The sequence below is a fragment of the bacterium genome, assembly GCA_024224155.1.
Taxonomy (GTDB): Bacteria; Acidobacteriota; Thermoanaerobaculia; order Multivoradales; family JAHEKO01; genus CALZIK01.
On the sequence record JAAENP010000200.1, the window covers coordinates 54,565 to 76,166 of the forward strand.

Sequence of the window (21,602 nt, forward strand, 5' to 3'; positions counted from 1 at the left end):
GCCCGCGGTTGAGATCGATATGACGAACGAGTTCAAGCCTCTGACGCCCGGTTTCTACAGGCGGGATCCGAGAAAAGTCGCCCGTGGCCTCCTCGGTCGCTATTTGGTACGCAGCTACGGTGAGCGGAAGCTGGTTCTGCGAGTCGTAGAGACCGAGGCGTATCTGGGGAAAGGCGATCGAGCGAGTCACGCCTGGACCGGAAGACCGACCACACGGACCGCGACACTGTTTCGCGCCGGCGGTTGTGCCTACGTCTATTTTGTCTACGGCATCCACAATATGTTCAATGCGGTGGCGGGAGCGGAGGGCGTCGGAGGCGCCGTGCTGATTCGAGCAGGCGAGCCGGTTGCCGGTGGCGAGACGATGCGATCCTTGCGCGGGCTTGCGGCCGGCCGAAGCGACGCAGAGATCGCCAGTGGTCCCGGGAAGCTCTGCCAGGCCCTGGCGATCGACCGGACCTTTGACGGCGCGGATCTGGATGGCAAGGAGCTCCAGATCTGCTACGGACGTCCGGTGAGCCGTCGACGTGTCCTCGTGGGTCCGCGAGTCGGCGTGAGCTACGCCGGCAAGGCCGCAACGTGGCCGCTTCGGTTCGCGGTTGTCGGCAACCCACATGTCTCTCGACCGCGGCCGCCCCAGCGCCTCCTTGGTGAGAAGCCTGGTTAGGACTTCGGCTGGTCCAGGTCGATATGGCCGGCGGTGCGCAGGCTCCGGAAGACGAGGAGAGCGTTGATCGAAGGCATGGGGCTGATTTTGAGAATGGTCTGGATGTCGTAGGTGCCGTTGACGCGGCTGAGTATGAAGCCCTCGTGCGGGGTGATCTCGAGCTGCGCCAGCTCTTCCATTGCGCGTTTGAGCCGAGGCACCGAGCCCGGATGCAAGCCCTCACCCTCGAGTCGCTCCTCGATCTCGGCTTCGACGACGGCGGTGCGCGTCCTGATCTTCTCGTTGTGTGGATCCAGATTGAGAGCCGCACGAAAGTGTCCGATGGCCTGTTCGTATTCGTTCTTCTCGAGCAGGCTCTCGGCCTTGCTCAGCAGGCCGCCGCTGTCGCGCTCGGCCTCACCGTTCGCGGCAGCGACGTCCTGTGCCGTCACCATGCGAGGTCGGATCAGCTTGAGCTTGCCCGCGTTGACCTGACCCGCCAAAGACCGATAGACCTGAAACTCGCTGGCGTGCGCGTGGAGAGTGATCTCTTCCACGGTGCGCTCGTCGTCAACGAGGGCCAGGACCCTTTCTGCGACGGCGTCGCCTTCTTCGGCTTCGAGTGCTCCGGTCGCCACCGCGACGCAGTCCTTGGACGGGATTGATTCCCGCAGCTTCTGCCACTCATCGGCCCGTCGCGAGCCCTCGAGGGCGAGCGCATTGACGTTGAGCTTGAGCGGGATGATCGAGGCCTCGTCCAGGTCCTCGTCGATAAACCGGAAGTCGCCACTCGGCCAGGTGAAGATCTCGTAGACGCTCTCTTCGAGTTTGAGGCGCAGCATCGCGTCGAGCTGGCTCTTTTGGATTGCCCCGATCGTGACCAGGATCTTCCCCAGGAGCATTTTGTTGTCGTCCTGCATCCGTATGGCTTCGGCCAGCGTGACTTCGTCGATGAGACCGTGACTGACCAGGAAGTGACCCAGGTACTCCTTGGGGTCGGTCGACGCGGTCATGACGACCTCGCCGCGCATGAAGATGATGCGTTTCTCGACCAGGCCGTTGCCGAGCACGAGCACGCCGGTCTTGGCGGTGTGTCCGAGCCACTGGAGCACCTCGGAGAGCTCCATGGTTTGCAAGTTGCCTGTGATACTCATCGAAGACTCGAGGTGATTATAGGCGGGTTGGTTGCGCGCGCGGCGTGGCGCCGATCACATCGGGGCGCAGCCCGACCGAAGTCGCTACTTGAACAGTACGGGGGTGTCCGTGCCGTCGCGGCTGATCGAATCGACGAAGCGGATGATCTTGCGATTGAGTGACATGAAAAGTGTTGACGAACGGTGGCCACCTCCGAAGAAGCGTACTCCCTTGAGCAGCTGCCCGTCGGTTACGCCGGTGCAGCAGAACAGAAGCTGGTTGCCGGGAGCCAGATCTCGGCGACGGTAGAGGCGGTTCACGTTATCGATTTCCAGGTCGACGAGGCGCTGCTTCTGTTCGTCGTTGAGTGGCGTGAGGCGGGCGTGTATCTCGCCTCCGAGGCAGCGCATCGCGGCCGCGGTGATCACTCCCTCGGGCGCGCCGCCTGTACCCATGACCGCATGCACGCCGGTGCCGCGGATCGCCGCCGCGATGCCGGCCGATAGGTCGCCGTCCTGGATGAGCAGAATCCGCGCACCGGCATCGCGAATGTCTCGAATCAGTTCTTCGTGACGCTCCCGTTCGAGAACCACGATGGTGAGGTCCGAGACCTCTCGTCGGAAGGCCTCCGAGATATTGCGCAAATTCTCGGCCACCGGAGCGTCGAGGTGGATGGCCGCCTTGCGGGCGGTCGGACCGACCACGATCTTCTCCATGTAGATGTCCGGCGCATGCAGCAGCCCGCCCTTCTCGGAAGCGGCCAGGACGGCGATGGCGCCGTCCACGCCGGTAGCGCAGAGATTGGTGCCTTCGAGCGGGTCGACGGCGATGTCGATCTCGAGCCCGTCATCCTGACCTACGAAGCCCCCCAGCTCCTCGCCGATGTAAAGCATGGGCGCCTTGTCGCGCTCGCCTTCGCCGATGACGATGCGGCCGCGCATCGGGAGCTGACCGAGCTCGTGGCGCATGGCCTCGACGGCGACCTGATCGGAGCGCTTGCTGTCGCCGTAGCCCACGGTGTGGGCCGCCGCTACCGCGGCGGCCTCACAGACTCGAATGAAGCCCTGCTCGAGGGATCGGTTGTTACTCATCATTCGGCGGCCACGGAAGCGGGGCGAAGCTCGGGCGCCTCCGGCGGGTTGAAGGCTGGAATGCCGGTGATCGCTTGGCCGATGACCAGGCCGTGAATGTCGTGAGTGCCTTCGTAGGTGTATACCGACTCGATATTGAGCATGTGCCGGATGACCGGGTAGTCGTCGACGATTCCGTTGGCTCCGAGGATCTCTCGCGCCAGCTTCGCGCACTCACGGGCGACCCACACGTTGTTGCGTTTACCCAGCGAGACATGCCGGTGCTTGAGTCGGCCGCTGTCTTTCATCCGGCCGAGCTGAAGCACGAGATGCTGCCCCTTGGTGATCTCGCTCAGCATCCAGACCAGCTTTTCCTGAACCAGCTGATGGCAAGCGATCGGCTGCCCGCCGAACTGCTTTCGCTCCTTCGCATACTCAAGGGCGGTGCTGTAGCAGTCCATGGCCGCACCGAGGGCGCCCCAGGCAATGCCGTGGCGGGCCTCGTTGAGGCACATGAGCGCGTTCTTGAGGCCCTCGGTCTTGGGCAGGATGTTATCGACCGGGATCCGGCAATCCTGAAACCCCAGCTCGGAAGTGACCGAAGCTCGGAGCGAGAACTTGCCGTGCTGGTCTGTGGCGGTGAATCCAGGAGTGCCTTTTTCGACCAGGAAACCGCGAATGCCGTCGTCGGTCTTGGCCCAGACAATCGCGACGTCGGCTATGGATCCGTTGGTTATCCACTGCTTGGCGCCGTTCAGCACCCACTCGTTGCTCGCCTTCTGGGCGGTGGTCCGCATTCCGCCCGGGTTGGAACCGAAGTCCGGCTCGGTCAGCCCGAAGCAGCCGATGGCCTCGCCCGAGGCCATCTTCGGGATCCAGCGATCACGCTGCTCCTTGGATCCGAACGTGTAGATGGGGTACATGCACAGGGCACCCTGGACCGAGACGAAGCTGCGCAGCCCGGAATCGCCACGCTCGAGCTCTTGCATGATGAGCCCGTAGGCAACGTTGTTGAGGCCCGGGAGGTCATACTCCGAAATGGTCGCACCGAGCAGGCCCAATTCGGCGATCTCGGGCAAGAGCTCGATCGGGAAGCGAGCCTCGCGATGGCATTCCTCAATGATCGGTATCACGCGGTCGTCGACAAAAGAGCGGACCGACTCACGAGTCAGACGCTCTTCTTCGGACAGCAGAGAATCGAAATCCAGATAATCAACGCCTTGAAAGCGGCTCAATATAGAACCTCCATGGCCGGACGAGGGGCTTGTCCGGTGGTCCTGTCGTGATTGTCGCCCGACGGTTCGGACACGACGCCCAGCGGCGAGGATAGCACGTAACTGCGGTATCATTCGCGGCTATGGGATCGTTTCCAGGAGGCAGCGCTTGGGCGATGGTCCGAGACGTCGGCGATGGATACATCCTGGTCAACGAGCGCACCTTCGCTCGAATGAGCTCTCCGGATCTGGACAGGATCGGCTTCGAGATGGACCGCAGGCTGCGCGAGGTCCGGGGGTCACAGCCCGACCAGACCGACGTCAAGGCGCTCCAGTTGCGCAATAGAAAGCTGCAGAGGCTCACGAGCGCGAAGTCGATGTTGCAGGCGTTTCGGCGTAAGCGGAGGAAATAGCTGGAAAGCCGCTTGGGCCTGAAGCTGCATCGCCTCGCTCGTCCCGGAACTGCCTTGAGAGGGGGTCGTTAGCCTGTCGGGTCTCGTCGGGGCGATCGTCCCTTTCGGTCTGGCCGTTGTCGCGGCCGTTTATTTCGACCGGCGAACGGCTCGTTCCGGGCTGTCTCCCCCCGCTTTCGGGGCTCCAGATCGCGCGAGTCAGCCGGCCGGAGTCCTGTTGGGCTGGACACCGCGCCGGCTCGCCGCCACCGCGCTTCTCGGCATCGTCTTCTGGATTGGAATCTTCCTGCCGTTGACCTCGCTCGGCGGGCCCGAGCCCGATTTGTCCACTCTCAACCGAGCCCAGCTCTTCTTGCTGCACGCGATCTTCGTGCTGACGCTTGGCGGGTGGTACCTACTCGGCTATGCGGGCGGGCCGAGATCGAAGCGCTCTGGTTTCGGTCGGCAGCTCGGGCTCAGCTCTCCGGCGATCTGGAAGGATCTGGGGATCGGCCTGGCCGCCGGGGTCGGCGCCTGGGTCATGGTGCTGCTCGTTCTGATCACTCTGGGAGCACTGATCTGGGTTCTGGGCGGTGAGGACGTCCTGCCTCGGGAGCCGCCGGCACTGGTGCCCTGGATCGCCGCGCTGCCAATCGGTCTGAGACTGGCGCTCAGCGCTTCGGCGGGGCTGGTCGAGGAGGCCTTCTTCCGCGGCCTGCTCCAGCCTCGGGCCGGCGTCGCTTTTTCGACCGTTTTGTTCGTGATGGCCCACGTCGGCTACGGCCAGCCGCTCATGCTGGTAGGAGTGACGCTGCTCTCGCTGGCGTTCGCGGCTCTGGTGCGCTGGCGTCAGAACGTTTGGTCTGCGGTGGTGGCGCACGCCGTGTTCGACGCGCTTCAGCTCACGGTGGTGATTCCCAAGGCGCTGGAGCTCCTGCAGGGAGCGAACGGCGGACCGGTTTGACGGGCTGCTAGACTGATCCTCTGCACATGGCACTGCAAGTCGAGCTTTCCATTCAGAGCAGAGTCGAGAACCTGGAGTTGGTTCAGATGGTCCTCGAGGAGACCATGGTCCACCTAGATGTCGAAGGCCGGGTTTCCTACGAAGTCGGCATGGCGGTTCGAGAGGCCGTTGCCAACGCCATCGAGCACGGTAATCGCTCGGCACCCGAGAAGAAGGTGCAGGTGGCCCTGGATCTCCTGCCTGGCGAGTTGGTGATCAAGGTGCGCGACGAGGGCGACGGATTCGATCCGGACGGAGTCTCGGACCCGCGTGCGCCGGTCAACCTGCTTCGGCCCGGTGGCCGCGGTATCCTTTTTATGAAGGAATTTATGGACGAGATCGACTACACTTTTGGTTTGAATGGCGGAACCGAGGTGACGCTGCGCAAGCAGGTTCGCGGTGCTGCCGGTTCGACTGACGAGGAGGAAGTATGAAAGTAAGCGTTCGTCACAACGGTGGAGTGACGATTCTGGAGCCCAAGGGCAAGATCACCATCGGCACTGGCGACATCGCGCTCCGCGATGCGGTGATCGAGGCGCTCGAGGCGGGCTCATCGAACATTTTGCTGGACCTGAACAGTGTTTCGACGATCGATTCTTCGGGAATCGGTGAGATGGTGTCGGCCTACACGACCGTGACCAATCGAGGCGGTGGCTTGGCGTTGCTCAATCTGCCGCCCAAGGTCGCCGACATTCTGCAGATCACCCAGTTGATCACCGTCTTCAACGTCTTCGACAACGAAGACGAGGCCGTCGCGTCGTTCTAGGCGCTTGAGTCAGTCGTCCTCGAGGGCGCATCCCTCGGGGCCTGCGCCCCAGCTCAAGTCGGGCACGCCGTAGAGCTCACCGCTCGGGTAGTTGCGGTAGCCCTCGAGCGAGCAAGGCATGATCGCGACGTTGGCCTTCAACAGGAGGCTGATGTAGGGGAGGTCCTCGAGCAGGATCTCCTGGGCCTTCAGATAGTGCGGCCGGCGAACCTCCGGTTCCGCGAAGCCGGCTCCCAATTCGACCAATCGGTCGAATTCACGGCTGCGGTAGCGCCCGCGGTTGGCGCCCGCGGGAGGGATCCGCGCCGAGTGCAAGATCAGGCTGTAAATGTCGGGATCGGAAATGCCGGTCCAGGCAAGACTGAACATCTGAAAATTGCCTTGCTTGACGTCGTTGTAGAAGGTGGCGAATTCGAACGACCGGATCCGCACCTCGATTCCGACCTGGGCCAGCATCGATTGAATGATCTGAGCTTGCAGAACGGCGGTCTCCTCCGTCGAGGTCTTGTAGGTCAGAGCGAAACGACTCCTGGGCCCGATGCCATCGGGATCCGGGAAACCCGCCCGATCCAGGAGCCGGGAGGCCTCTGCCGGGTCGTAGGGGATCACGGGCAGGTTCTCGTTGTGGGCCCAGTGCCCGGGGCGGATGGCGGTTTCGGTCAAGACACCGAGACCGCGGTATAGAGTCTCGAGGATCTTGGCGCGATCGATGGCGCGGGCGAGAGCCTGGCGTACGTCCCGATCGCGCAGCACCGGATCCTCGAGGTTGAGCCCCAGATACTGATAGGTCGAGCCGGGATCTATCCGCACGTGGTAGTCCGGGTCGTTGACAAAGCTGTCGACCACGTCCTGCGAAAGCCCGTTGATGATCAAATGCACCGAGCCCTTCTTGATTTCCAACGCGCGCACGGTCGCGTCGGGAACCTCGCGCAGGACCACCCGGCGAATCTTGGGCTGGGAGCCCCAGTAGCTCTCGAAGGCCTCGAACGTGAAGCGATCGGGGAAGCGCTCGATCAGTCGGTACGGTCCGGATCCGACGGGGTTCCGGTTCACGTCTTCGGGGAGGGAGCCCGCGGGCAGGATGCCGACGAAGCAGGTGACGTTGCCCAACAGCGCTCCCCATGGTTCCGAGAGCAGGAAATCGACCGTCAAGTCGTCTATGGTCTCGACCCGCTCCAGCTGCGGGAAGCTGCCACGCTTGGGCGACACGACGATACCTTCGACCATCGAGTTGAAGGTCCAGGCGACGTCGTTCGAGGAAAGTTCTCGGCCGTCGTGAAAGCGCACGCCCGGCCTGAGGTGAAAGCGATATCGTGTCCCTTGGTCGAGAATTTCCCATGACTCGGCCAACTCGGGAATGAAGTTGCCGTTGACGTCCTTGGTCACAAGCCCGTTGAGCATGAGCTCGTATGCCCGTCCGGAGGCCTGGTCGCTGCCGAGCCGGGGATCGAGATGGATCGGGGCATTCTCGAGCGCGATGACGAGCTCGCTGAGCTCACTCGTCACTTCGCCGCCGCCGCAACCCGTGATGACCGGGAGCAACGAGGCTACGAGCGCGATTGGATGCGAGCGATTTCGCGGCAAGATGACGTTGGCAGCAGGCCGTGGCGCGATCCGGCGTGGGACGGATCCGCGTTGAGCAGCGCGGCGAGATCGTAGCATGTCGAAGATGGTCGATCGACGGAGACAGGCGGCACTCCTGACGGCCGCTCTGGCCGCCCTGGCGATTGGCTGGGCCTCGATCGGAACGGCCGCGGCGCAGTCCGAAGGCGGGGTTTCGCGAGAGCGCGCGTTGGACGAGATTCGCGAGCGGGTCCGAGAGCTTCGCGACGAGTTGGCCGCGCTTGACGCCGTGGGCACCAGCGTCGAAGCGGAGCTCGAGCGCTTGCGGCTGGATCTCCAGCTCCAGCAGCAGATGGTGGCTGAGGCCACCGCTGAGAGAAGCCTGGCCGAAGACGCCCTCCGGTCATCGCAAGCTAGGCTCGAGGCGCTAGGGAGGGAGTTCGCCGAGATCAAGGCCCGGCTGGCCAGGCGCATCCTCGATCTGTACAAAGCGGCGCCGGCCGACTGGCTGCGCGGGTTCATTACGGTGCGGGCTCCGAGCGACTTTTTTCTCTACGTTCGGACGCTACGGTTTCTGGCGCGGCGCGACGCCCGACTGGTTCCGTTCTATCTCGAAAAGCGGGCCGAGCTGGAAGTCGAGCGTGAGCGTCTGGCGGAGCGCGAGCGCGAAGTGGTGGGCTCGGTTGCTCGGGAGCGTGACCGGCTCGCGGAGTTGGAAGCCGCGAGGCGCAGGCAGTCCCTGGTCGCCGAGGCCCTGGAGCGCGAGCGAGCCCGGGTCGAGCGCGAGGCCGATACGCTGGACGACAAGGAGCGCAAGCTCGCGCTCTTGATCGCCGTGTTCGCTGATCGGAGCGCTCCGTCTCCCTCGGCAAGACCGATTCATGATTTTCGGGGAGCTCTGGATTGGCCAATGATCGGCGAGATCTCGATCCCGTTCGGTCCTCGATATGAGGCGCGCTATGGCACGCGAGTACCGCACAACGGTGTCCAGATTACACCCTCCGAAGGCGGGTTGGTGACCCCTGTGTTCCCCGGTGTGGTAATTTTTGCCGCTCCCTTTGAGGGCTTCGGGTTGACCGCGGTCGTACACCATCCGGATAGTGTGTTTTCCCTTTACGCAGGTCTCGAGGAGCTCAACGTGAGAAAAGACGATGTGGTAGCTTTGAGCCAGGTTTTGGGCCGAACCGGCTCGCCGTTGTACTTCGAGATACGAGTCGAGAACCGACCTGAAGATCCCATGGAGTGGCTGCGCTAGTGCCTGAAAGTCGCGGCCGGCTCACGGGTAGCCGTGCGCTCTTCGTGCTGGTCACGGTCGTGCTCTTGGCTCCCGTTGCCACCGGTAGCCTGACCCGGGCGATCGCCAGCGGCGAGGACAAAGAAGACTCGTTCTATCGCGAGTTCACCGTTCTTACCGAGGTTCTCGAGCATATTCGGAAGCGTTACGTCGAGGAAACGGGACTGGACGCCCTGTTTGCCGGCGCCTTCGATGGAGCGGCCGACGCGTTGGGTCCAATGGCCACGTACGTGCCCGAGGATTCGGTAGCGACCTACCGGGAAGCACTGGCGCACGGGATTCGGCGCAGCGGTCTCCAGCTCGTCCGCGAGCGGGGCATTCTCTTTGTCGTGGGCGTTGCACCCGGAAGCCCGGGTGCTGAGGCGGGTTTGAGGAGCGGCGACATCTTGTCGAAGTTGAATGGCCGCTCGACTCGCCTGACCCCGCTCTGGGAGGCACAGGTGATCTTCGCCGGAGAACCTGGCACGGAGCTGGCGATCGATGTCTTGCGGCAGGGCCAGCCCATGGAGTTCGAGCTCAAACTCGGCGAGTTCGAGCCCGAGGGACCTACCGTCGAGATACGCGAGGGAGTGGCATTGCTCCGGATCACGCACTTCGAACCGGGATTGGTAGAGCAGCTCGAAAGCCTGCTCGAGTCTCCAGAAGTTGTCGCCAGCAGCGGGCGCGTCATCCTCGACCTGCGCAGCGTCGCGGGTGGCGACTTCGGTACGGCGCTGGCGGCCGCAGACCTGTTCGTGGATGGCGAGCTCGGAGAGCTTCGTGGGCGCTCGGAGGTGGTCGAGACCTATGCTTCGGCCAGGGAGAGCATTTGGAGCGGCCGTTTGGTGCTCTTGACGGATCGAGGCTCGCAGGGGGCAAGTGAGGTCTTCGCGGTTGTCCTCAGGCAACTCGCCGAGGCCGCTACGGTCGGTGGCGGGACGTTCGGCCACGCCGGTCGAACCACTTCGAGAACGCTGTCCGACGGCGCCGAGCTGTACTACACGGACGCCTTCTACGTGGCGCCGGACGGAACGGTGTTAGATGCCGGTCTGTCTCCAGATTATCGGGTCACGGGATCCTCGCTGCGCCTGAGCGATACGGACCGGTCATTCGACGATCTGGTAATCGAGCGAGCTATCGATATCGCGAGAGGTGAGGAGCAGGCCGAGAAAGAGGCAGCCTAGCGGCCGCTAGCCATCGCGCTTGGCCTCTTGCCACAGCCTTTCCAGATTTTCGAGCGATTGTTCCGAGAGTCGCTCGTCATCTCCGAGGCGAGCCTCCATGGCTGCGAATCTGCGCCTGAACTTCCTGTTGGCGCGCTGAAGTGAAGATTCGGGATCGAACCCCAGTTTGCGCGCCAGGTTCGCGGTGACGAAGAGGAGGTCACCGACTTCTTCCTCGAGGGCCTCTTTACCGGAGTTGTCGGCAAGAGCCGACACCACTTCGCCGAGCTCCTCTTCAACCTTGCCCAGGACTCCCGAGATCTCGGGCCAGTCAAACCCCACTCCGGCCGCTTTTTGAGAGATGCGATACGCTGCGAGCAGAGCGGGGAGTGTCGAGGGAACTCCCGAAAGCACCGAACCGCTCTTCTGTTCCGACTTGCGCTCTTCCCAGGCTCGGCGAACGGCTTCACTGTCCTCGGCGCTGTCATCTCCGAAAACGTGCGGGTGGCGGTCGACCATCTTCTGGTGAATGGACTCGACAACAGCGGTCATCGCCTGGTTGTCGGCTGGCTGCTCGAGCACCCGCGAGATGAACACGATCTGGAACAAGAGGTCTCCCATCTCCTCGCGGATCGCGTCGGGATCGCCCTCGTCGATGGCCGCGGCGAGCTCGTGCGCCTCTTCCAGCAGATAGGCGCGCAGGTCTGGAAGGGACTGCTCTCTGTCCCACGGGCAGCCGTCGGGAGCGCGAAGTGTGTCGACGAGACGCTCGAGCCTTGCCAACCGGTCGTCCATCGGGGAAGTCTACGACGAGTGGGCGCGGCCGTCGCCGAGAAGTGAGAGATTCCGCACGGCTTGTTGATGAAATCAGCCGCTTGCTACGATTGCCCCGGAGAGGAGCCCGATCCGTGGACGACAAAATCAAGGTAACCGACAAACGCATGTTCACCGCCGAAGGCGAGCTTCGCGAAGACCGCCGGAATAGAGGAGCCGGTGAGGACGTGTCCGGCGACGGTCCCGACCAAGAGACCACACGGCCGTTGACGGCCGAGGCGGCCTCGCCCGAACCTTCGAAGCGCTCGGCACCAAAGGGAAGGCCGGCTCCGGGTGGGGAGCTGCCGTCGCCGACCTTCACCGACCTGGTCGGGCTTCTGGCTCAGCCGATTGCGATGTTTTTGGGGGACGCCAGCATGCCGGGCGCCGAGGCGGAGGAGAATCTTCCGCTCGCCAGGTTTCACATCGACCTCCTCGAGCTCGTCCAGACCAAGACCAAGGGCAACATCAGCTCTGAGGAAGCGCAGCTGCTCGAGAGCCTGCTCTACCAGATGCGGATGCGGTACGTGGAGAAGGCGGGATAGAACGTGGTCGGCGATCCCAGCCGGGGGTTCCCTCGCGCCCTGCGAGCGGTGATTCTCTCGACGGTCCTGCTGACGGCCGCGTCCGGGACCTTGCCCGCTCAGGAGAGGGAGAGCTTTCCGCTGCGTGATGATGTTCGGCAAAAGCTCAACTCCCTACAAGAGTCCTGGATAGAATGGCTGACTTCGGTCCAGGCGGGAGACGCGGCGCGCGCAGTGCGCCAGGCCGACAATTTGGTTTCGAGCGCGAAGAACCTGGGCCTGCCGCGTCTACCCGAGCTTTCCATCGCGGCAGCGGCGCGGGCGGAGCGCTTCGCCCGGGAAGGCGACTTGGACGGCGCCGAGCTGAGCCTCGCCGCCGCCGAGCTCCTGGATCCGGACCGGGCGGAGACCGCCTTCGCTCGTGCGACGGTTCGAGGACTTCGCGGCGAGCGTCTTGGCGCCCTGATGTCGACCTTTCGTGGCTACTGGCTCTCGCTCTTCGACCCCCTGTACCGGTATGTCCTGCTCGGAGATGTGCTGCTCTGGTGCCTGGCGATCGTCACGTTGCTCGTTGCGGGGCTGGTCTCCATCCAGTGGACGACACGCGGGGTCCTCCTGTTTCGCGACCTGGTTCGCTTCTTCGAGCGTTCGGTGCCACCGCTAGTCTCCTACGCGCTGACCATCACCCTCTTGCTGTGGCCGGTGTTGCTGCCCGCGGGGCTCCTGTGGCTAGCGCTGTACTGGTCGGTGCTCGCTTGGGGCTACGGCAATCGTTGGGAGAAGCTCGCGATGATAGCCGCCTGGATCGTGCTCGGTCTCGCTCCGCTTCTGGTCAGCGAGCAGATCCGCAGGATGAACCTCGATACGATCGCTCCGGTTCGGGCGATGCAAAGCGCTGCGCAGGGGCGTCTTGTCGGGTCACTCTTTCACGATCTCGGCCCACTGTCCGAGCAATTGCCCGACAGTGTCGCCCTGCGCCACTTTCTGGCCGACCTCCACCTGAGCATTCACCAATGGGAGCTGGCGCGGAATCTCTACCGGGAGGTGCTCGCAGCCGAGCCCGGAAATGCCGCTGCCGCCAGCGATCTCGGCACCTGCTACTTCTACGAAGGTAATCTCGAGCAGGCGATCCGTTTCTTGGAGCAGGCGACGAGCTTCGATGCGACACTCGCCGAGGCGTACTTCAATCTCAGCCGCTCGCTTTCGGAGGAATACCGGTTCGACGAGTCGGAAGAGGCACTGCGCAGGGCCAGTGCCCTCGATGCGGTCGGGGTGAGTGCCTGGATCCGAACCGCGGACCGTAGCGAAATCGTGATGGCCGGCGGTGGCTTCAATCGGCAGGCCGAGATCCGCGCAGAGTTAGCCGCGCAGTGGCGCGACCGAGAGGCGAACTCGGACCTCTTCGCCCTCTGGCGCAGAACGATGTCCTTGCCGCTGGCACTGATCTTCGTGTTTCCGGCGATTCTGCTCTACTTCATCTCGACCAAGGTGGGGAATCGGTCGCGGCGAATCGAACGCGGCTGGCTGGCAGAGCCCTTCGAGACGCTTCGGCGAGTCCTGCTGCCGGGCTTCACGGAGGCCGAGGAGGACCGCTGGCGCAGCGCTTTTGTTGCGTTGCTGGTACCCCTCCTTCTCGTGGGAATCCCCTTCTGGGCCCGGGTCACCTATGGGGTCCCATGGGCTCTGATTCCGCCGCCGGTCGGGCTCGGATTCCTGCCGCTCGTCGGCCTGCTGGTTTACTTGCTGGTTCGCGGTTTGCGGATTCTGCGGAGGGGCCGCTCGAGAAGCGGTTGAGAGCAATGGAAGGAACCCTCGAAAACAAGGCCTTGGTCAACGCGCTGCGCAAGCTGCAGCGAGAACGGGCTACGGGAATTCTCACGGTCCAGGGCGAGGACGAGATCATCGCGTTCTCGCTTCTGGAGGGGACCGTGGTTTCCGCGGACGCACTCAACCAGTCGCTCGAAGACGGGCTTGGTGAGGTGTTGATCAGAGAGAGCTTGATCGACGGCGAGGATTTCGCTGGGTTGGTCGCCGAATACCAGGCCGGTGGCGGGCGAGTGACCGAGCTGTTGCTCGAGCGCTCGTATCTGACTCGGGAGCAGCTTCTCGGCGCTTTGCGGCGTCTGACCTACCGGCTCAGCCGCCAGGCGCTGACCTGGAAGCACGGTGAGTACCGCTTCTACCAGGGCGACGACGTCGCTTACGAAACCGGAATCATCCCGCTTGGGATCGACGAGCTGTTGGTTCGCGCGACCGACGATCTCGAGACCGCGGGACCGTTCGGAGGTCATGTCGTCCTGCCGGAGCAGGTCTACGAGTCGGTGCTCGGAACAGGGTCCGACGGCGCGCTTCCCAATGAGGTCCTCGAGGAAGAGCGGCCGGAGGCGGAAACGCTCTATCGAGGCCTCGACGGGCAGCGCACCGTGGCTCGGATCGCCGAAGAGGTAGAGATTCCGATCCATACCGCGCGCGCGCTGGCGTCCCACTGGTTGCAGTGCGGCTTGATTCAAGCTTCCGGCGATCCGTCGCTCCGCGAACCTGTCGCCGATCTCGGCCTCGACGCGATTCTGGCCGACCCCTTGAATCCCGTGGAACTCGAACTCGACTCTAAGGTGGAGTTCCCGCCGGAGCCCGTCGCCGAGGCCCCGGTTGCGGCGCCGGCCCGCAAGAGCACCGAGGTTTCGTCCTGGCCGCCTCGGCTCATGGGGCTTGCTCTGTTCGTAGCCGCGCTCTGGGTGCTGGTGACCTTCCCGGGACGGCTGCTGCTTCCGTTTCCTTGGCAGGGCGGGCTGCGCGAGGCGTTCGACGGCGAACGCGAGCGCCTCTCGGTCCACAAGATCGAGCGCGCGGCAACCTCGTTCTTTCTTCTGGAAGGCCGCTACCCGGAAGATCTTTCCCTGCTGGTCGCCGATCGCCTGCTCTCGCCCGAGGCGGTATCCGACCCGAAAGGCCGGCGCTTCGTCTTCTCGGCGGGGCCAGCGAGCTACGTTGTTCAGAAGGTCTTGAGCGACGACGGGGTCGACGGTGGCTGGTCGGGCGCCATCGCCGACAATTTCTTGCTCGATCCCCAGTTCCTGGTGGCGGAAACCGCCTCCGAGCCTCCTCTCGTGCTTCTGGACTGAGATCGGGAATAGAATCTAAGCGCAGATCTGTTAGATTTATAGAGCGCGGGCCCTGACTGGCCGCGACTAAGATTTGCACGTTGAACAGTGAACCGGCGCGGCGACTCACGCCGCGGCGCGTTTCACCAGGAGGTAAGGAAAGTTGAGCAAGATTATCGGGATTGACCTAGGAACTACGAACTCGGTCGTGGCCGTAATGGAGGGCTCGGAAACGAAGGTGATTCCGAACTCCGAGGGTAACCGCACCACGCCTTCGGTCGTGGCCTTTACCGACAGCGGCGAGCGGTTGGTCGGCCAGGTGGCCAAGCGACAGGCGGTGACCAACCCCAAGAAGACGGTCTATTCGATCAAGCGCTTCATGGGTCGCCGGTTCGACGAGATCAGCGAGGAGCTGAAGATGGTCCCGTTCGAGGTGACCCAGGCCGAGGGTGGCCTGCGAGTCGTCATTGACGACAAGAGGTACTCGCCCGAGGAGATTTCGGCGATGACATTGCAGAAGCTCCGCCAGGCGGCCGAAGACTACTTGGGCGAAAAAGTCGAGAAAGCCGTGATCACGGTGCCGGCCTACTTCAACGACGCCCAGCGGCAGGCTACGAAAGACGCCGGCAAGATTGCCGGTCTTCAGGTCGAGCGATTGGTCAACGAGCCGACCGCCGCGGCGCTCGCCTACGGCCTCGACAAGAAGAAGGACGAGATCATAGCGGTCTACGATTTCGGAGGCGGTACTTTCGATATTTCCATTCTGGAAGTGGGCGACGGCGTCGTGGAGGTGAAGGCGACCAATGGCGACACCCACCTGGGTGGCGACAACATCGACCAGAAAGTCATCGATTGGCTATTGGAGGAGTTCAAGCGCGACCAGGGCATCGACCTGGCCCAGGATCCGATGGCGGTTCAGCGCCTGAAGGAGGCCGCAGAGAAAGCGAAGATCGAGCTTTCGAGCGCTCAGGAGACCGAGATCAACTTGCCGTTCATCACCGCGGACGCCTCCGGGCCCAAGCACCTCAATCTCAAGCTGAAGCGATCCAAGTTCGAGCAGCTGGTGGAGGACATCATCAAGCGCTCGATCGCGCCCTGCAAACAGGCGCTCAAGGACGCCGGAGTCGACGCCGGCGCCATCGAAGAGGTAGTGCTCGTCGGCGGACAGACTCGCATGCCCGCCATCCAAAAGCTAGTGGCCGAAGTCTTCGGCAAGGAGCCGCATCGGGGCGTCAACCCCGACGAGGTAGTCGCGATCGGTGCCGCGATTCAAGGTGGCGTGCTGCGCGGCGACGTCAAGGACATGCTGCTGCTGGACGTGACGCCTCTTTCGCTGGGGATCGAGACCCTGGGCGGCGTTTTCACCAAGCTGATCGATCGCAACACGACGATCCCCACCAAGAAGAGCGAAGTGTTTTCGACCGCGGCCGAGAATCAGACCTCGGTCGAGGTCAACGTGCTTCAGGGCGAGCGCGAGATGTCGAAGAACAACCGAACTCTCGGGCGCTTTCACCTGGTCGGCATCCCACCGGCACCGCGCGGTGTACCCCAGGTCGAGGTGACGTTCGACATCGACGCCAACGGGATTCTCAATGTGTCCGCCAAGGATCTGGGTACCGGTAAAGAGCAGAAGATCACGATCACGGGCTCGAGTGGCCTCAAGGAAGAAGAAATCGAGCAGATGGTCGGCGATGCCGAGGTGCACGCCGAAGAGGACAAGGACCGGCGCAAGAAGGTCGAGGCACACAACCAGCTCGACCAGCTCGTCTACAGCACAGAGAAGATCTACGAGGAGCACAAGGAAAGCCTGAGCGCCGAGGACAAGGGCGAGCTCGAGTCGGCACTCGAGACCGCGAAGAAGGCGCTCGAGGCGGACAGTCTTGCCGACCTCGAGCAAGCGAACCAGGCGCTGACCCAGGCCTCCCACAAGGTGGCCGAGGCGATGTACAAGCAGAAGGAGGCCGAACAGCCGGGCTCGGCAGACGGCGACGGAAAAGGCACCGAGCAGTCGCCGGGACATTCGGAGGATGAAGTGGTGGACGCCGAGTACGTGGACGTCGACGACCAGGCCAGCTGACCTCCACCACGGGCGGTCAAGGACACCAGGCGTGAGCTCCAAGCCTCATCTCGATCGGTTGCGTCTGCTTCGGCGCCAGCTCGGGTCGCTGCTCGACCAAGAGCTCGTCCCGGGGCGAATCGACGCCGCGAGTGCCGACACCCCGGGTGCCTGGCTACCGACCGCGGACGTCCTCGAAACGGTCGACGCCTATGAAGTCACCGCCGAGCTCCCCGGCGTTCTTCGTGAGGACATCGAGCTCCGGATCGTCGGCGACAAGCTCGAGCTGCTGGGCTTGCGCCGGGCGCCCGTCGCGTCGGGGAGCTTTCAGCGCATGGAGGGCCGCTACGGTCCGTTCCACAGGGTTCTGGCTCTTGGCGCCGACGCGGACGAGGACGATATCGAAGCGCGGCTCGAACAGGGAGTGCTCTCGGTTCGAGTCACAAAGAAGACATCGGGGGTAGTTCGGCGAGAGATTGCTGTCGATTGGGAGGACGGCGATGCCTAGGCAGTCGACGCGCAGACGCTACCTGATGATCTCCGCGGTTGCCGAGCGCTTCGAGATTCACCCGCAGACGTTGCGCCTCTACGAGCGGGAAGGGCTCATCCAGCCGCGTCGTAGTGCCGGCAATACTCGACTGTATGACGAGGAGACGCTGGAGCGCCTGCGGACGATTCTGACCTTGACGCGGGACCTGGGAGTCAATCTCGCCGGCGTCGAAGTGGTGCTCAACATGCGCGAGCAGCTGGAGTCGATGAAGTCGGAAATGGACGAGCTGTTGGAGACGCTGAAGCGCGAAATGGCGGCGAAACGCCTTGGGGTAGAGCGCCGCTACGCGCTCGAGAAGTACGGCGGCGGCCCGCCCTCGAGGACTTGAACGCCGGACAGAAACGATCGTCGGTGCGGGTCCTCAGAGCCTCCTGAGCGGGTCGGCGGGCGTGCTACGATGCCCTCTATGCCGACTGGAGGGGTCCGCACGGAGACCTGCACCGAATGCGGAGGAAGGGGATGGATCGTGCGGAACGACGGAGGCGCCGGCGCTGCAGCGCCGTGCGAGTGCCAGAAGGACGCCTTGGCCCCCCGTTTGTTGGCATCGGCGGGGATTCCGGATCGCTATCTCGCGTGTACCTTGGCCAACTTCAAGATCGACGAGCAAAACCGACTTCTGGAAGCGCGCGAGCTCTGTTCTCGCTACATCGACAATTTTGTCACCGAGAACGGTCGATTCGCCGAGGCCGGGTTGCTGTTCGTCGGGCCGCCCGGCGTCGGCAAGACCCATCTCGCGGTCTCGGTTCTCAAGGAGCTCATCACCCGTTATCGCGTGCGCGGCCGTTTCGAGGACTTCACCTCGCTGATTCATCGGATCCAGGCCACGTTCGAGCCGGGTACCGTCGATTCCAAGAACGCTATCTTGCGACGTGCCACCGAGGCCGAGCTTTTGGTGCTGGACGAGTTGGGCGCTCAGAAGCCGTCGGCGTGGGTTTCCGAGATCCTCTACCTGGTCATCAATACGCGGTACAGCCGGCGTCTGCCCACGATCTTCACGACCAATCTGCGACTGGAGGCTCCCGGTGCGGACGCGCCGCTCGATCGGGAGCGTTCGGCGCCCCCGGACGACCCCTTATCCTGGAGGGTTCCGACTCGGCTGGTCAGCCGGCTCTATGAAATGGCGAGACCGATCTCTATCGATGCCGTCGACTTTCGCCATCAAGTCAAGAGGCACCAGCATGCCTTCTGAGCCGAGCCGTTAGATGTCGCTGTCGGCGGTCGATTCGATTCAGCATGGCTTGCTGAATCTGCGAGCCAACTGGCAACTGGTTGTCGTGCAGTTCCTGCAGACCCTGGTAGTGACGGTCGTTTCGATCCTGGGTCTCGTGCCGATCGTGTTCGCGCTGGGCTTTACCTTCCTGCGGGGCGCGCTGGAACGTTTCGACTCGGGGGGAGGAACCGAGCTTCTCGAGCGCCTGCTCGAGGCCGGCGTGCCACTGATTGTCGCGTTCCTGGCGACGACCCTGATCTGGACGATCGCTTTCGTCGTCTACTGCTATTTCCAGGGCGGCATCTTCGGGGTCCTCGCGGTCGGAGAACGCCAGACTCGGTCGGGGAGTGCCCGCTGGCAGAGCTATCGCGCGTTCTCGCACACTGCCCTCTTTGAATCGGCGGAGAGGTTGACCTGGCCGATCTTCTGGCTGGTGAACTTGTTTCTGATCATTGGGCTGGCGGCGTTGACGGCGACCGCGCTCGTCTTCGCGGGTTTCGTCGTGCTGCTCGGTCAGGGGCACGAAGCGGTTCAGATCGGCATTGGATGCCTGGCGTTGCTCCTGCTGGCGCTGGTCATGGTGTTCCTGTCGGTTTGGATGCAGCTGGCGCTGGCCGAGCTTGCCTCGGGCACGCGAGGCGTCCTTGCGGCGGCCAAGACGGCTCTGGCGACCGCGGGCCGGCGGCTCCCGGCCGTGGCGTTGCTGTTCTTGCTCCTGTTTGTGGCTTCGATCGTCATGGCGATCGTGTTCATGCCGGTGTCGATGGTGCTCGAGTTCGGCCTGAGAGACCAGATGGGCGCGTACCTCACGGCGCAGGCGCTCGTCTCTCTGGCGCAGTGGCTGGTGAGCGGCATGCTGACGGTGGCCTGGTCGGCGACGTGTGTCGCTCTGGTCACGGGTGAGCACGGGGTGGCGGCGTGATGCGAGTCTCACGGAGATCGTTGCAGCTCCTGGCCGGTGTCGTCGTGCTTGCCTGTGCGCGCGCGCTCCTTCCCGTCGAGCCTTCGCTCCCGGCCGCGATCGGGTCCGAGGAGGCGACTACGCCGTCGCGCTCGGCCCCAGCGGCTCGAACGCTCCCCACGATTCCGCGTGTTGTGCGCGTTGGGCTGCTCACCGACCAGGAATCGATCGAGCTTCCGTGCTGTGGAGCCGACATCATCGCGATTGTTGGTGCACGGACCCTGGTGGCGGCCGAGACCATTGTGGTACGACCCGCGGTCAAGCATCGCGGGGCAGGTCTGTTTCGGCTGCAGATCGCGGCCTTGCGCGATGAGGAGCAAGCCTTGCAGCTGGCCCGGACGGTCGAGGCCACGATGAAGGAACCGAGCAGCGTCGTATTCGACGCCGGTACCGGCCTTTACCGGATACGCGCGGGAAAGTACGGCGATCGCGAAACCGCCGAGACCGCGAGGTTGCGGTTCAATCAGAACAACTTTCACGACGTCTGGGTGGCGAGCGAGCAGGAAGCGCTAGTCAACCCGGGGCTCAAGGTGCAACGGGGAGATCGTGCCTGGGTCGTTCCGGCCCGGTGGCTGCGCGTGCGGTCGATGTCGGGCCGCGGAATCGCAATGGCGGAGCGCACCTATCGCGGCGATCTACTGGTGTACGTCAACGATCGTGGAACACTCAATCTGGTCAACGAGGTCAGCCTTGACGACTACCTGCGCGGCGTAGTGCCGCGCGAGATGGGGCCCAAGATCTTCGACAACCTCGACGCCTTGAAGGCGCAGGCCGTGGCCGCCCGCACCTACACCCTGAGGAACATGGGCGAGTTTGCGGAGGAAGGCTACGACATTTGTGCGACACCGAGATGCCAGGTCTACGGAGGCATGACCTCCGAGGATCCGCTCTCCGATCGGGCGGTGATCGAGACCAGCGCGGAAGTCCTTCTCCACGGCGACCACTACGCCGACGCCCTCTATAGCTCGACGTGTGGAGGCCACACGGAGAACGTCGAGGTCGTGTTTCCGCTCAAGTCGGACAATTATCTGCGCGGCGTACCTTGTCTCGAGGCCGGCGTCGATCGCCTCGGAAGCGCCGGGGATAGAAGCCTGTCATTGTCCGCGACGCTCGCGCGACGGCTGGCGCCACCGGGTTCTTCGCCGGTGGCCGCGGTGGATTTCGCGTCGCGCGTGCACGCCCTGGCGCGGCTGGCCGGCCTGTCGACGCCCGATGACACCCTCGCGTCTCTGGACCGACGGGAAGTCCAGCGTTTCTTGGCGTCCCAGTTGGGTCTGGCTCTCGATGCCCGGTTGTTCGTCGCGCCCGAGGACGTGCCCTATCTGCTCGAGCAGCCACCTTCGGATTGGCAGCCGGAAGACCTCCAGCTGGCGGCCTACCTCGCCCAGGTCGGCCTGCTCTCGGCTCCGCTCGACGAGCCGCTGTCGCCGGAGGTGACCGAACATACTCTCTATCATCTCGCGGTCTTTCTGCGTCTTCTGGAGGTGCGCGAGGTGCGCTATCTGGACCGGCGCGAGAGCCAGCTGATCGTGCGTCAGGGACCGGAAGTCCATAGGCTCGAGTTTGTGGAAGATCCCGAGACCTTCCGGCAGCAGGGGCGACGCGAAGAAGCCGCGCCGCTGGCGCTTCTGCCGGGAGACCGTGTGACGGTCTATCTCCATGACGGCCGCGTGCTTGCCCTGCGCCACCGGGTCGATCCCGATGGTGTTGCGTTCGACCGGACCAGCAACATGAGCACCTGGACGCGTTTCCGAGCGGACTCGGAGCTTGTGCGGCTGGTGGCCGAGCGCTATCCGGGTATCGAGTTTCGCGGTTTCGAAGTGCAGGGGCGCGGCGTATCGGGTCGGGTGAGCCAGGTCGAGATCAGGGGATCCGGCGATCAAACGGTAACGGTGCGAGGGCTGCCTATTCGATGGACCTTCGACCTACCGGACACGCTGTTCACGGCCCGGCGTCTGGATCCGCCGGGGCGTGAGGGTGGCTGGCTGTTCTCGGGCCGGGGCTGGGGTCACGGCGTCGGCCTCTGCCAGGTGGGCTCCTACGGCATGGCGATGCGGGGACACGACTATCGAGAGATCCTCAACCACTACTATCGTGGCATTGAGATCGTGAAACTGGGTGAGCCGATTCAGGCCGACCTAGCTCTGGGGCGCTGAACTGCCG

21 protein-coding genes are annotated in these 21,602 nt (G+C 63.7%); 16 read left to right on the forward strand and 5 right to left on the reverse strand.

Annotated elements, in window-relative coordinates:
• Window positions 1-19 precede the first annotated feature (19 nt).
• Window positions 20-667 carry a DNA-3-methyladenine glycosylase gene (locus GY769_11180; protein MCP4202482.1) on the forward strand — a complete coding sequence of 216 codons (648 nt, stop codon included), beginning with the start codon at window positions 20-22 and terminating at the stop codon, window positions 665-667.
• On the opposite strand, the gene GY769_11185 is transcribed toward GY769_11180, so the two are convergent.
• The 3 genes from GY769_11185 to GY769_11195 all read right to left on the reverse strand — a co-directional run bounded on the left by GY769_11185 (window position 664) and on the right by GY769_11195 (window position 4,199).
• On the reverse strand, window positions 664-1,800 hold the full coding sequence (locus GY769_11185) for a DUF4388 domain-containing protein (protein MCP4202483.1): 1,137 nt from the start codon (window positions 1,798-1,800) through the stop codon (window positions 664-666). The genes GY769_11180 and GY769_11185 overlap by 4 nt on opposite strands.
• A gap of 84 nt (window positions 1,801-1,884) precedes the next feature.
• Complete coding sequence (gene glpX, locus GY769_11190; GenBank protein ID MCP4202484.1) at window positions 1,885-2,871, reverse strand: class II fructose-bisphosphatase; 987 nt, start codon at window positions 2,869-2,871, stop codon at window positions 1,885-1,887.
• Complete coding sequence (locus GY769_11195) at window positions 2,871-4,199, reverse strand: acyl-CoA dehydrogenase (GenBank protein MCP4202485.1); 1,329 nt, start codon at window positions 4,197-4,199, stop codon at window positions 2,871-2,873. The genes glpX and GY769_11195 overlap by 1 nt, the downstream gene beginning before the upstream one ends.
• 41 nt (window positions 4,200-4,240) lie before the next feature.
• Between GY769_11195 and GY769_11200 the strand changes: the two genes are divergently transcribed.
• The 4 genes from GY769_11200 (at window position 4,241) to GY769_11215 (ending at window position 6,225) form a co-directional block, all read left to right on the forward strand.
• Entirely contained in the window at window positions 4,241-4,477 is a 237-nt protein-coding gene (locus tag GY769_11200; protein MCP4202486.1) for a hypothetical protein, read from the forward strand.
• A 217-nt stretch (window positions 4,478-4,694) separates the two neighbouring features.
• Window positions 4,695-5,420, forward strand: a complete 726-nt coding sequence (locus tag GY769_11205; protein MCP4202487.1) for a CPBP family intramembrane metalloprotease — start codon at window positions 4,695-4,697, stop codon at window positions 5,418-5,420.
• 26 nt (window positions 5,421-5,446) lie between these two features.
• Window positions 5,447-5,893: an ATP-binding protein gene (locus GY769_11210; GenBank protein MCP4202488.1), complete on the forward strand. Its 447-nt coding sequence runs from the start codon at window positions 5,447-5,449 to the stop codon at window positions 5,891-5,893.
• The gene (locus tag GY769_11215; protein MCP4202489.1) at window positions 5,890-6,225 is read left to right on the forward strand and encodes an STAS domain-containing protein; all 336 of its coding nucleotides are present in this window, start codon (window positions 5,890-5,892) and stop codon (window positions 6,223-6,225) included. The genes GY769_11210 and GY769_11215 overlap by 4 nt, the downstream gene beginning before the upstream one ends.
• Window positions 6,226-6,234: 9 nt before the next feature.
• On the opposite strand, the gene GY769_11220 is transcribed toward GY769_11215, so the two are convergent.
• Window positions 6,235-7,767 (reverse strand): ABC transporter substrate-binding protein, encoded by a 1,533-nt coding sequence (locus GY769_11220; GenBank protein MCP4202490.1) that lies wholly within the window; start codon window positions 7,765-7,767, stop codon window positions 6,235-6,237.
• Window positions 7,768-7,894: 127 nt separating this feature from the next.
• On the opposite strand from GY769_11220, the gene GY769_11225 reads away from it, so the two are divergent.
• Both GY769_11225 and GY769_11230 read left to right on the forward strand, forming a co-directional pair.
• Window positions 7,895-9,043: a M23 family metallopeptidase gene (locus GY769_11225; GenBank protein ID MCP4202491.1), complete on the forward strand. Its 1,149-nt coding sequence runs from the start codon at window positions 7,895-7,897 to the stop codon at window positions 9,041-9,043.
• Window positions 9,043-10,245, forward strand: coding sequence for a PDZ domain-containing protein (locus GY769_11230; GenBank protein MCP4202492.1), 1,203 nt, complete (start codon window positions 9,043-9,045; stop codon window positions 10,243-10,245). Before GY769_11225 ends, GY769_11230 begins: the two co-directional genes overlap by 1 nt.
• A gap of 6 nt (window positions 10,246-10,251) precedes the next feature.
• On the opposite strand, the gene mazG is transcribed toward GY769_11230, so the two are convergent.
• Window positions 10,252-11,019: a nucleoside triphosphate pyrophosphohydrolase gene (mazG, locus tag GY769_11235; GenBank protein MCP4202493.1), complete on the reverse strand. Its 768-nt coding sequence runs from the start codon at window positions 11,017-11,019 to the stop codon at window positions 10,252-10,254.
• Window positions 11,020-11,165: 146 nt separating this feature from the next.
• Between mazG and GY769_11240 the strand changes: the two genes are divergently transcribed.
• From GY769_11240 to GY769_11280, 9 genes are all read left to right on the forward strand, one after another.
• Window positions 11,166-11,582, forward strand: coding sequence for a DUF1844 domain-containing protein (locus GY769_11240; protein ID MCP4202494.1), 417 nt, complete (start codon window positions 11,166-11,168; stop codon window positions 11,580-11,582).
• 3 nt (window positions 11,583-11,585) lie between these two features.
• Window positions 11,586-13,355: a tetratricopeptide repeat protein gene (locus GY769_11245; GenBank protein ID MCP4202495.1), complete on the forward strand. Its 1,770-nt coding sequence runs from the start codon at window positions 11,586-11,588 to the stop codon at window positions 13,353-13,355.
• A gap of 5 nt (window positions 13,356-13,360) precedes the next feature.
• Entirely contained in the window at window positions 13,361-14,683 is a 1,323-nt protein-coding gene (locus GY769_11250) for a DUF4388 domain-containing protein (GenBank protein ID MCP4202496.1), read from the forward strand.
• Window positions 14,684-14,825: 142 nt separating this feature from the next.
• Window positions 14,826-16,739 (forward strand): molecular chaperone DnaK, encoded by a 1,914-nt coding sequence (gene dnaK, locus GY769_11255; GenBank protein MCP4202497.1) that lies wholly within the window; start codon window positions 14,826-14,828, stop codon window positions 16,737-16,739.
• 31 nt (window positions 16,740-16,770) lie between these two features.
• Entirely contained in the window at window positions 16,771-17,226 is a 456-nt protein-coding gene (locus GY769_11260) for an Hsp20/alpha crystallin family protein (GenBank protein MCP4202498.1), read from the forward strand.
• Window positions 17,219-17,596, forward strand: a complete 378-nt coding sequence (locus tag GY769_11265) for a MerR family transcriptional regulator (GenBank protein ID MCP4202499.1) — start codon at window positions 17,219-17,221, stop codon at window positions 17,594-17,596. The genes GY769_11260 and GY769_11265 overlap by 8 nt, the downstream gene beginning before the upstream one ends.
• Before the next feature lie 195 nt (window positions 17,597-17,791).
• Entirely contained in the window at window positions 17,792-18,457 is a 666-nt protein-coding gene (locus GY769_11270; GenBank protein MCP4202500.1) for an ATP-binding protein, read from the forward strand.
• 13 nt (window positions 18,458-18,470) lie between these two features.
• Window positions 18,471-19,400 (forward strand): hypothetical protein, encoded by a 930-nt coding sequence (locus tag GY769_11275; protein ID MCP4202501.1) that lies wholly within the window; start codon window positions 18,471-18,473, stop codon window positions 19,398-19,400.
• 173 nt (window positions 19,401-19,573) lie between these two features.
• Entirely contained in the window at window positions 19,574-21,595 is a 2,022-nt protein-coding gene (locus GY769_11280; protein ID MCP4202502.1) for a SpoIID/LytB domain-containing protein, read from the forward strand.
• Window positions 21,596-21,602 lie beyond the last annotated feature (7 nt).

Coding starts and splice junctions, on each gene's coding strand:
- GY769_11180 (MCP4202482.1), top strand. CDS start 20: ATGACGAACGAGTTCAAGCCTCTGACGCCCGGTTTCTACAGGCGGGAT.
- GY769_11185 (MCP4202483.1), bottom strand. CDS start 1,800: ATGAGTATCACAGGCAACTTGCAAACCATGGAGCTCTCCGAGGTGCTC.
- glpX (MCP4202484.1), bottom strand. CDS start 2,871: ATGAGTAACAACCGATCCCTCGAGCAGGGCTTCATTCGAGTCTGTGAG.
- GY769_11195 (MCP4202485.1), bottom strand. CDS start 4,199: ATGATACCGCAGTTACGTGCTATCCTCGCCGCTGGGCGTCGTGTCCGA.
- GY769_11200 (MCP4202486.1), top strand. CDS start 4,241: ATGGTCCGAGACGTCGGCGATGGATACATCCTGGTCAACGAGCGCACC.
- GY769_11210 (MCP4202488.1), top strand. CDS start 5,447: ATGGCACTGCAAGTCGAGCTTTCCATTCAGAGCAGAGTCGAGAACCTG.
- GY769_11215 (MCP4202489.1), top strand. CDS start 5,890: ATGAAAGTAAGCGTTCGTCACAACGGTGGAGTGACGATTCTGGAGCCC.
- GY769_11225 (MCP4202491.1), top strand. CDS start 7,895: ATGGTCGATCGACGGAGACAGGCGGCACTCCTGACGGCCGCTCTGGCC.
- mazG (MCP4202493.1), bottom strand. CDS start 11,019: ATGGACGACCGGTTGGCAAGGCTCGAGCGTCTCGTCGACACACTTCGC.
- GY769_11240 (MCP4202494.1), top strand. CDS start 11,166: ATGTTCACCGCCGAAGGCGAGCTTCGCGAAGACCGCCGGAATAGAGGA.
- GY769_11250 (MCP4202496.1), top strand. CDS start 13,361: ATGGAAGGAACCCTCGAAAACAAGGCCTTGGTCAACGCGCTGCGCAAG.
- GY769_11265 (MCP4202499.1), top strand. CDS start 17,219: ATGCCTAGGCAGTCGACGCGCAGACGCTACCTGATGATCTCCGCGGTT.
- GY769_11275 (MCP4202501.1), top strand. CDS start 18,471: ATGTCGCTGTCGGCGGTCGATTCGATTCAGCATGGCTTGCTGAATCTG.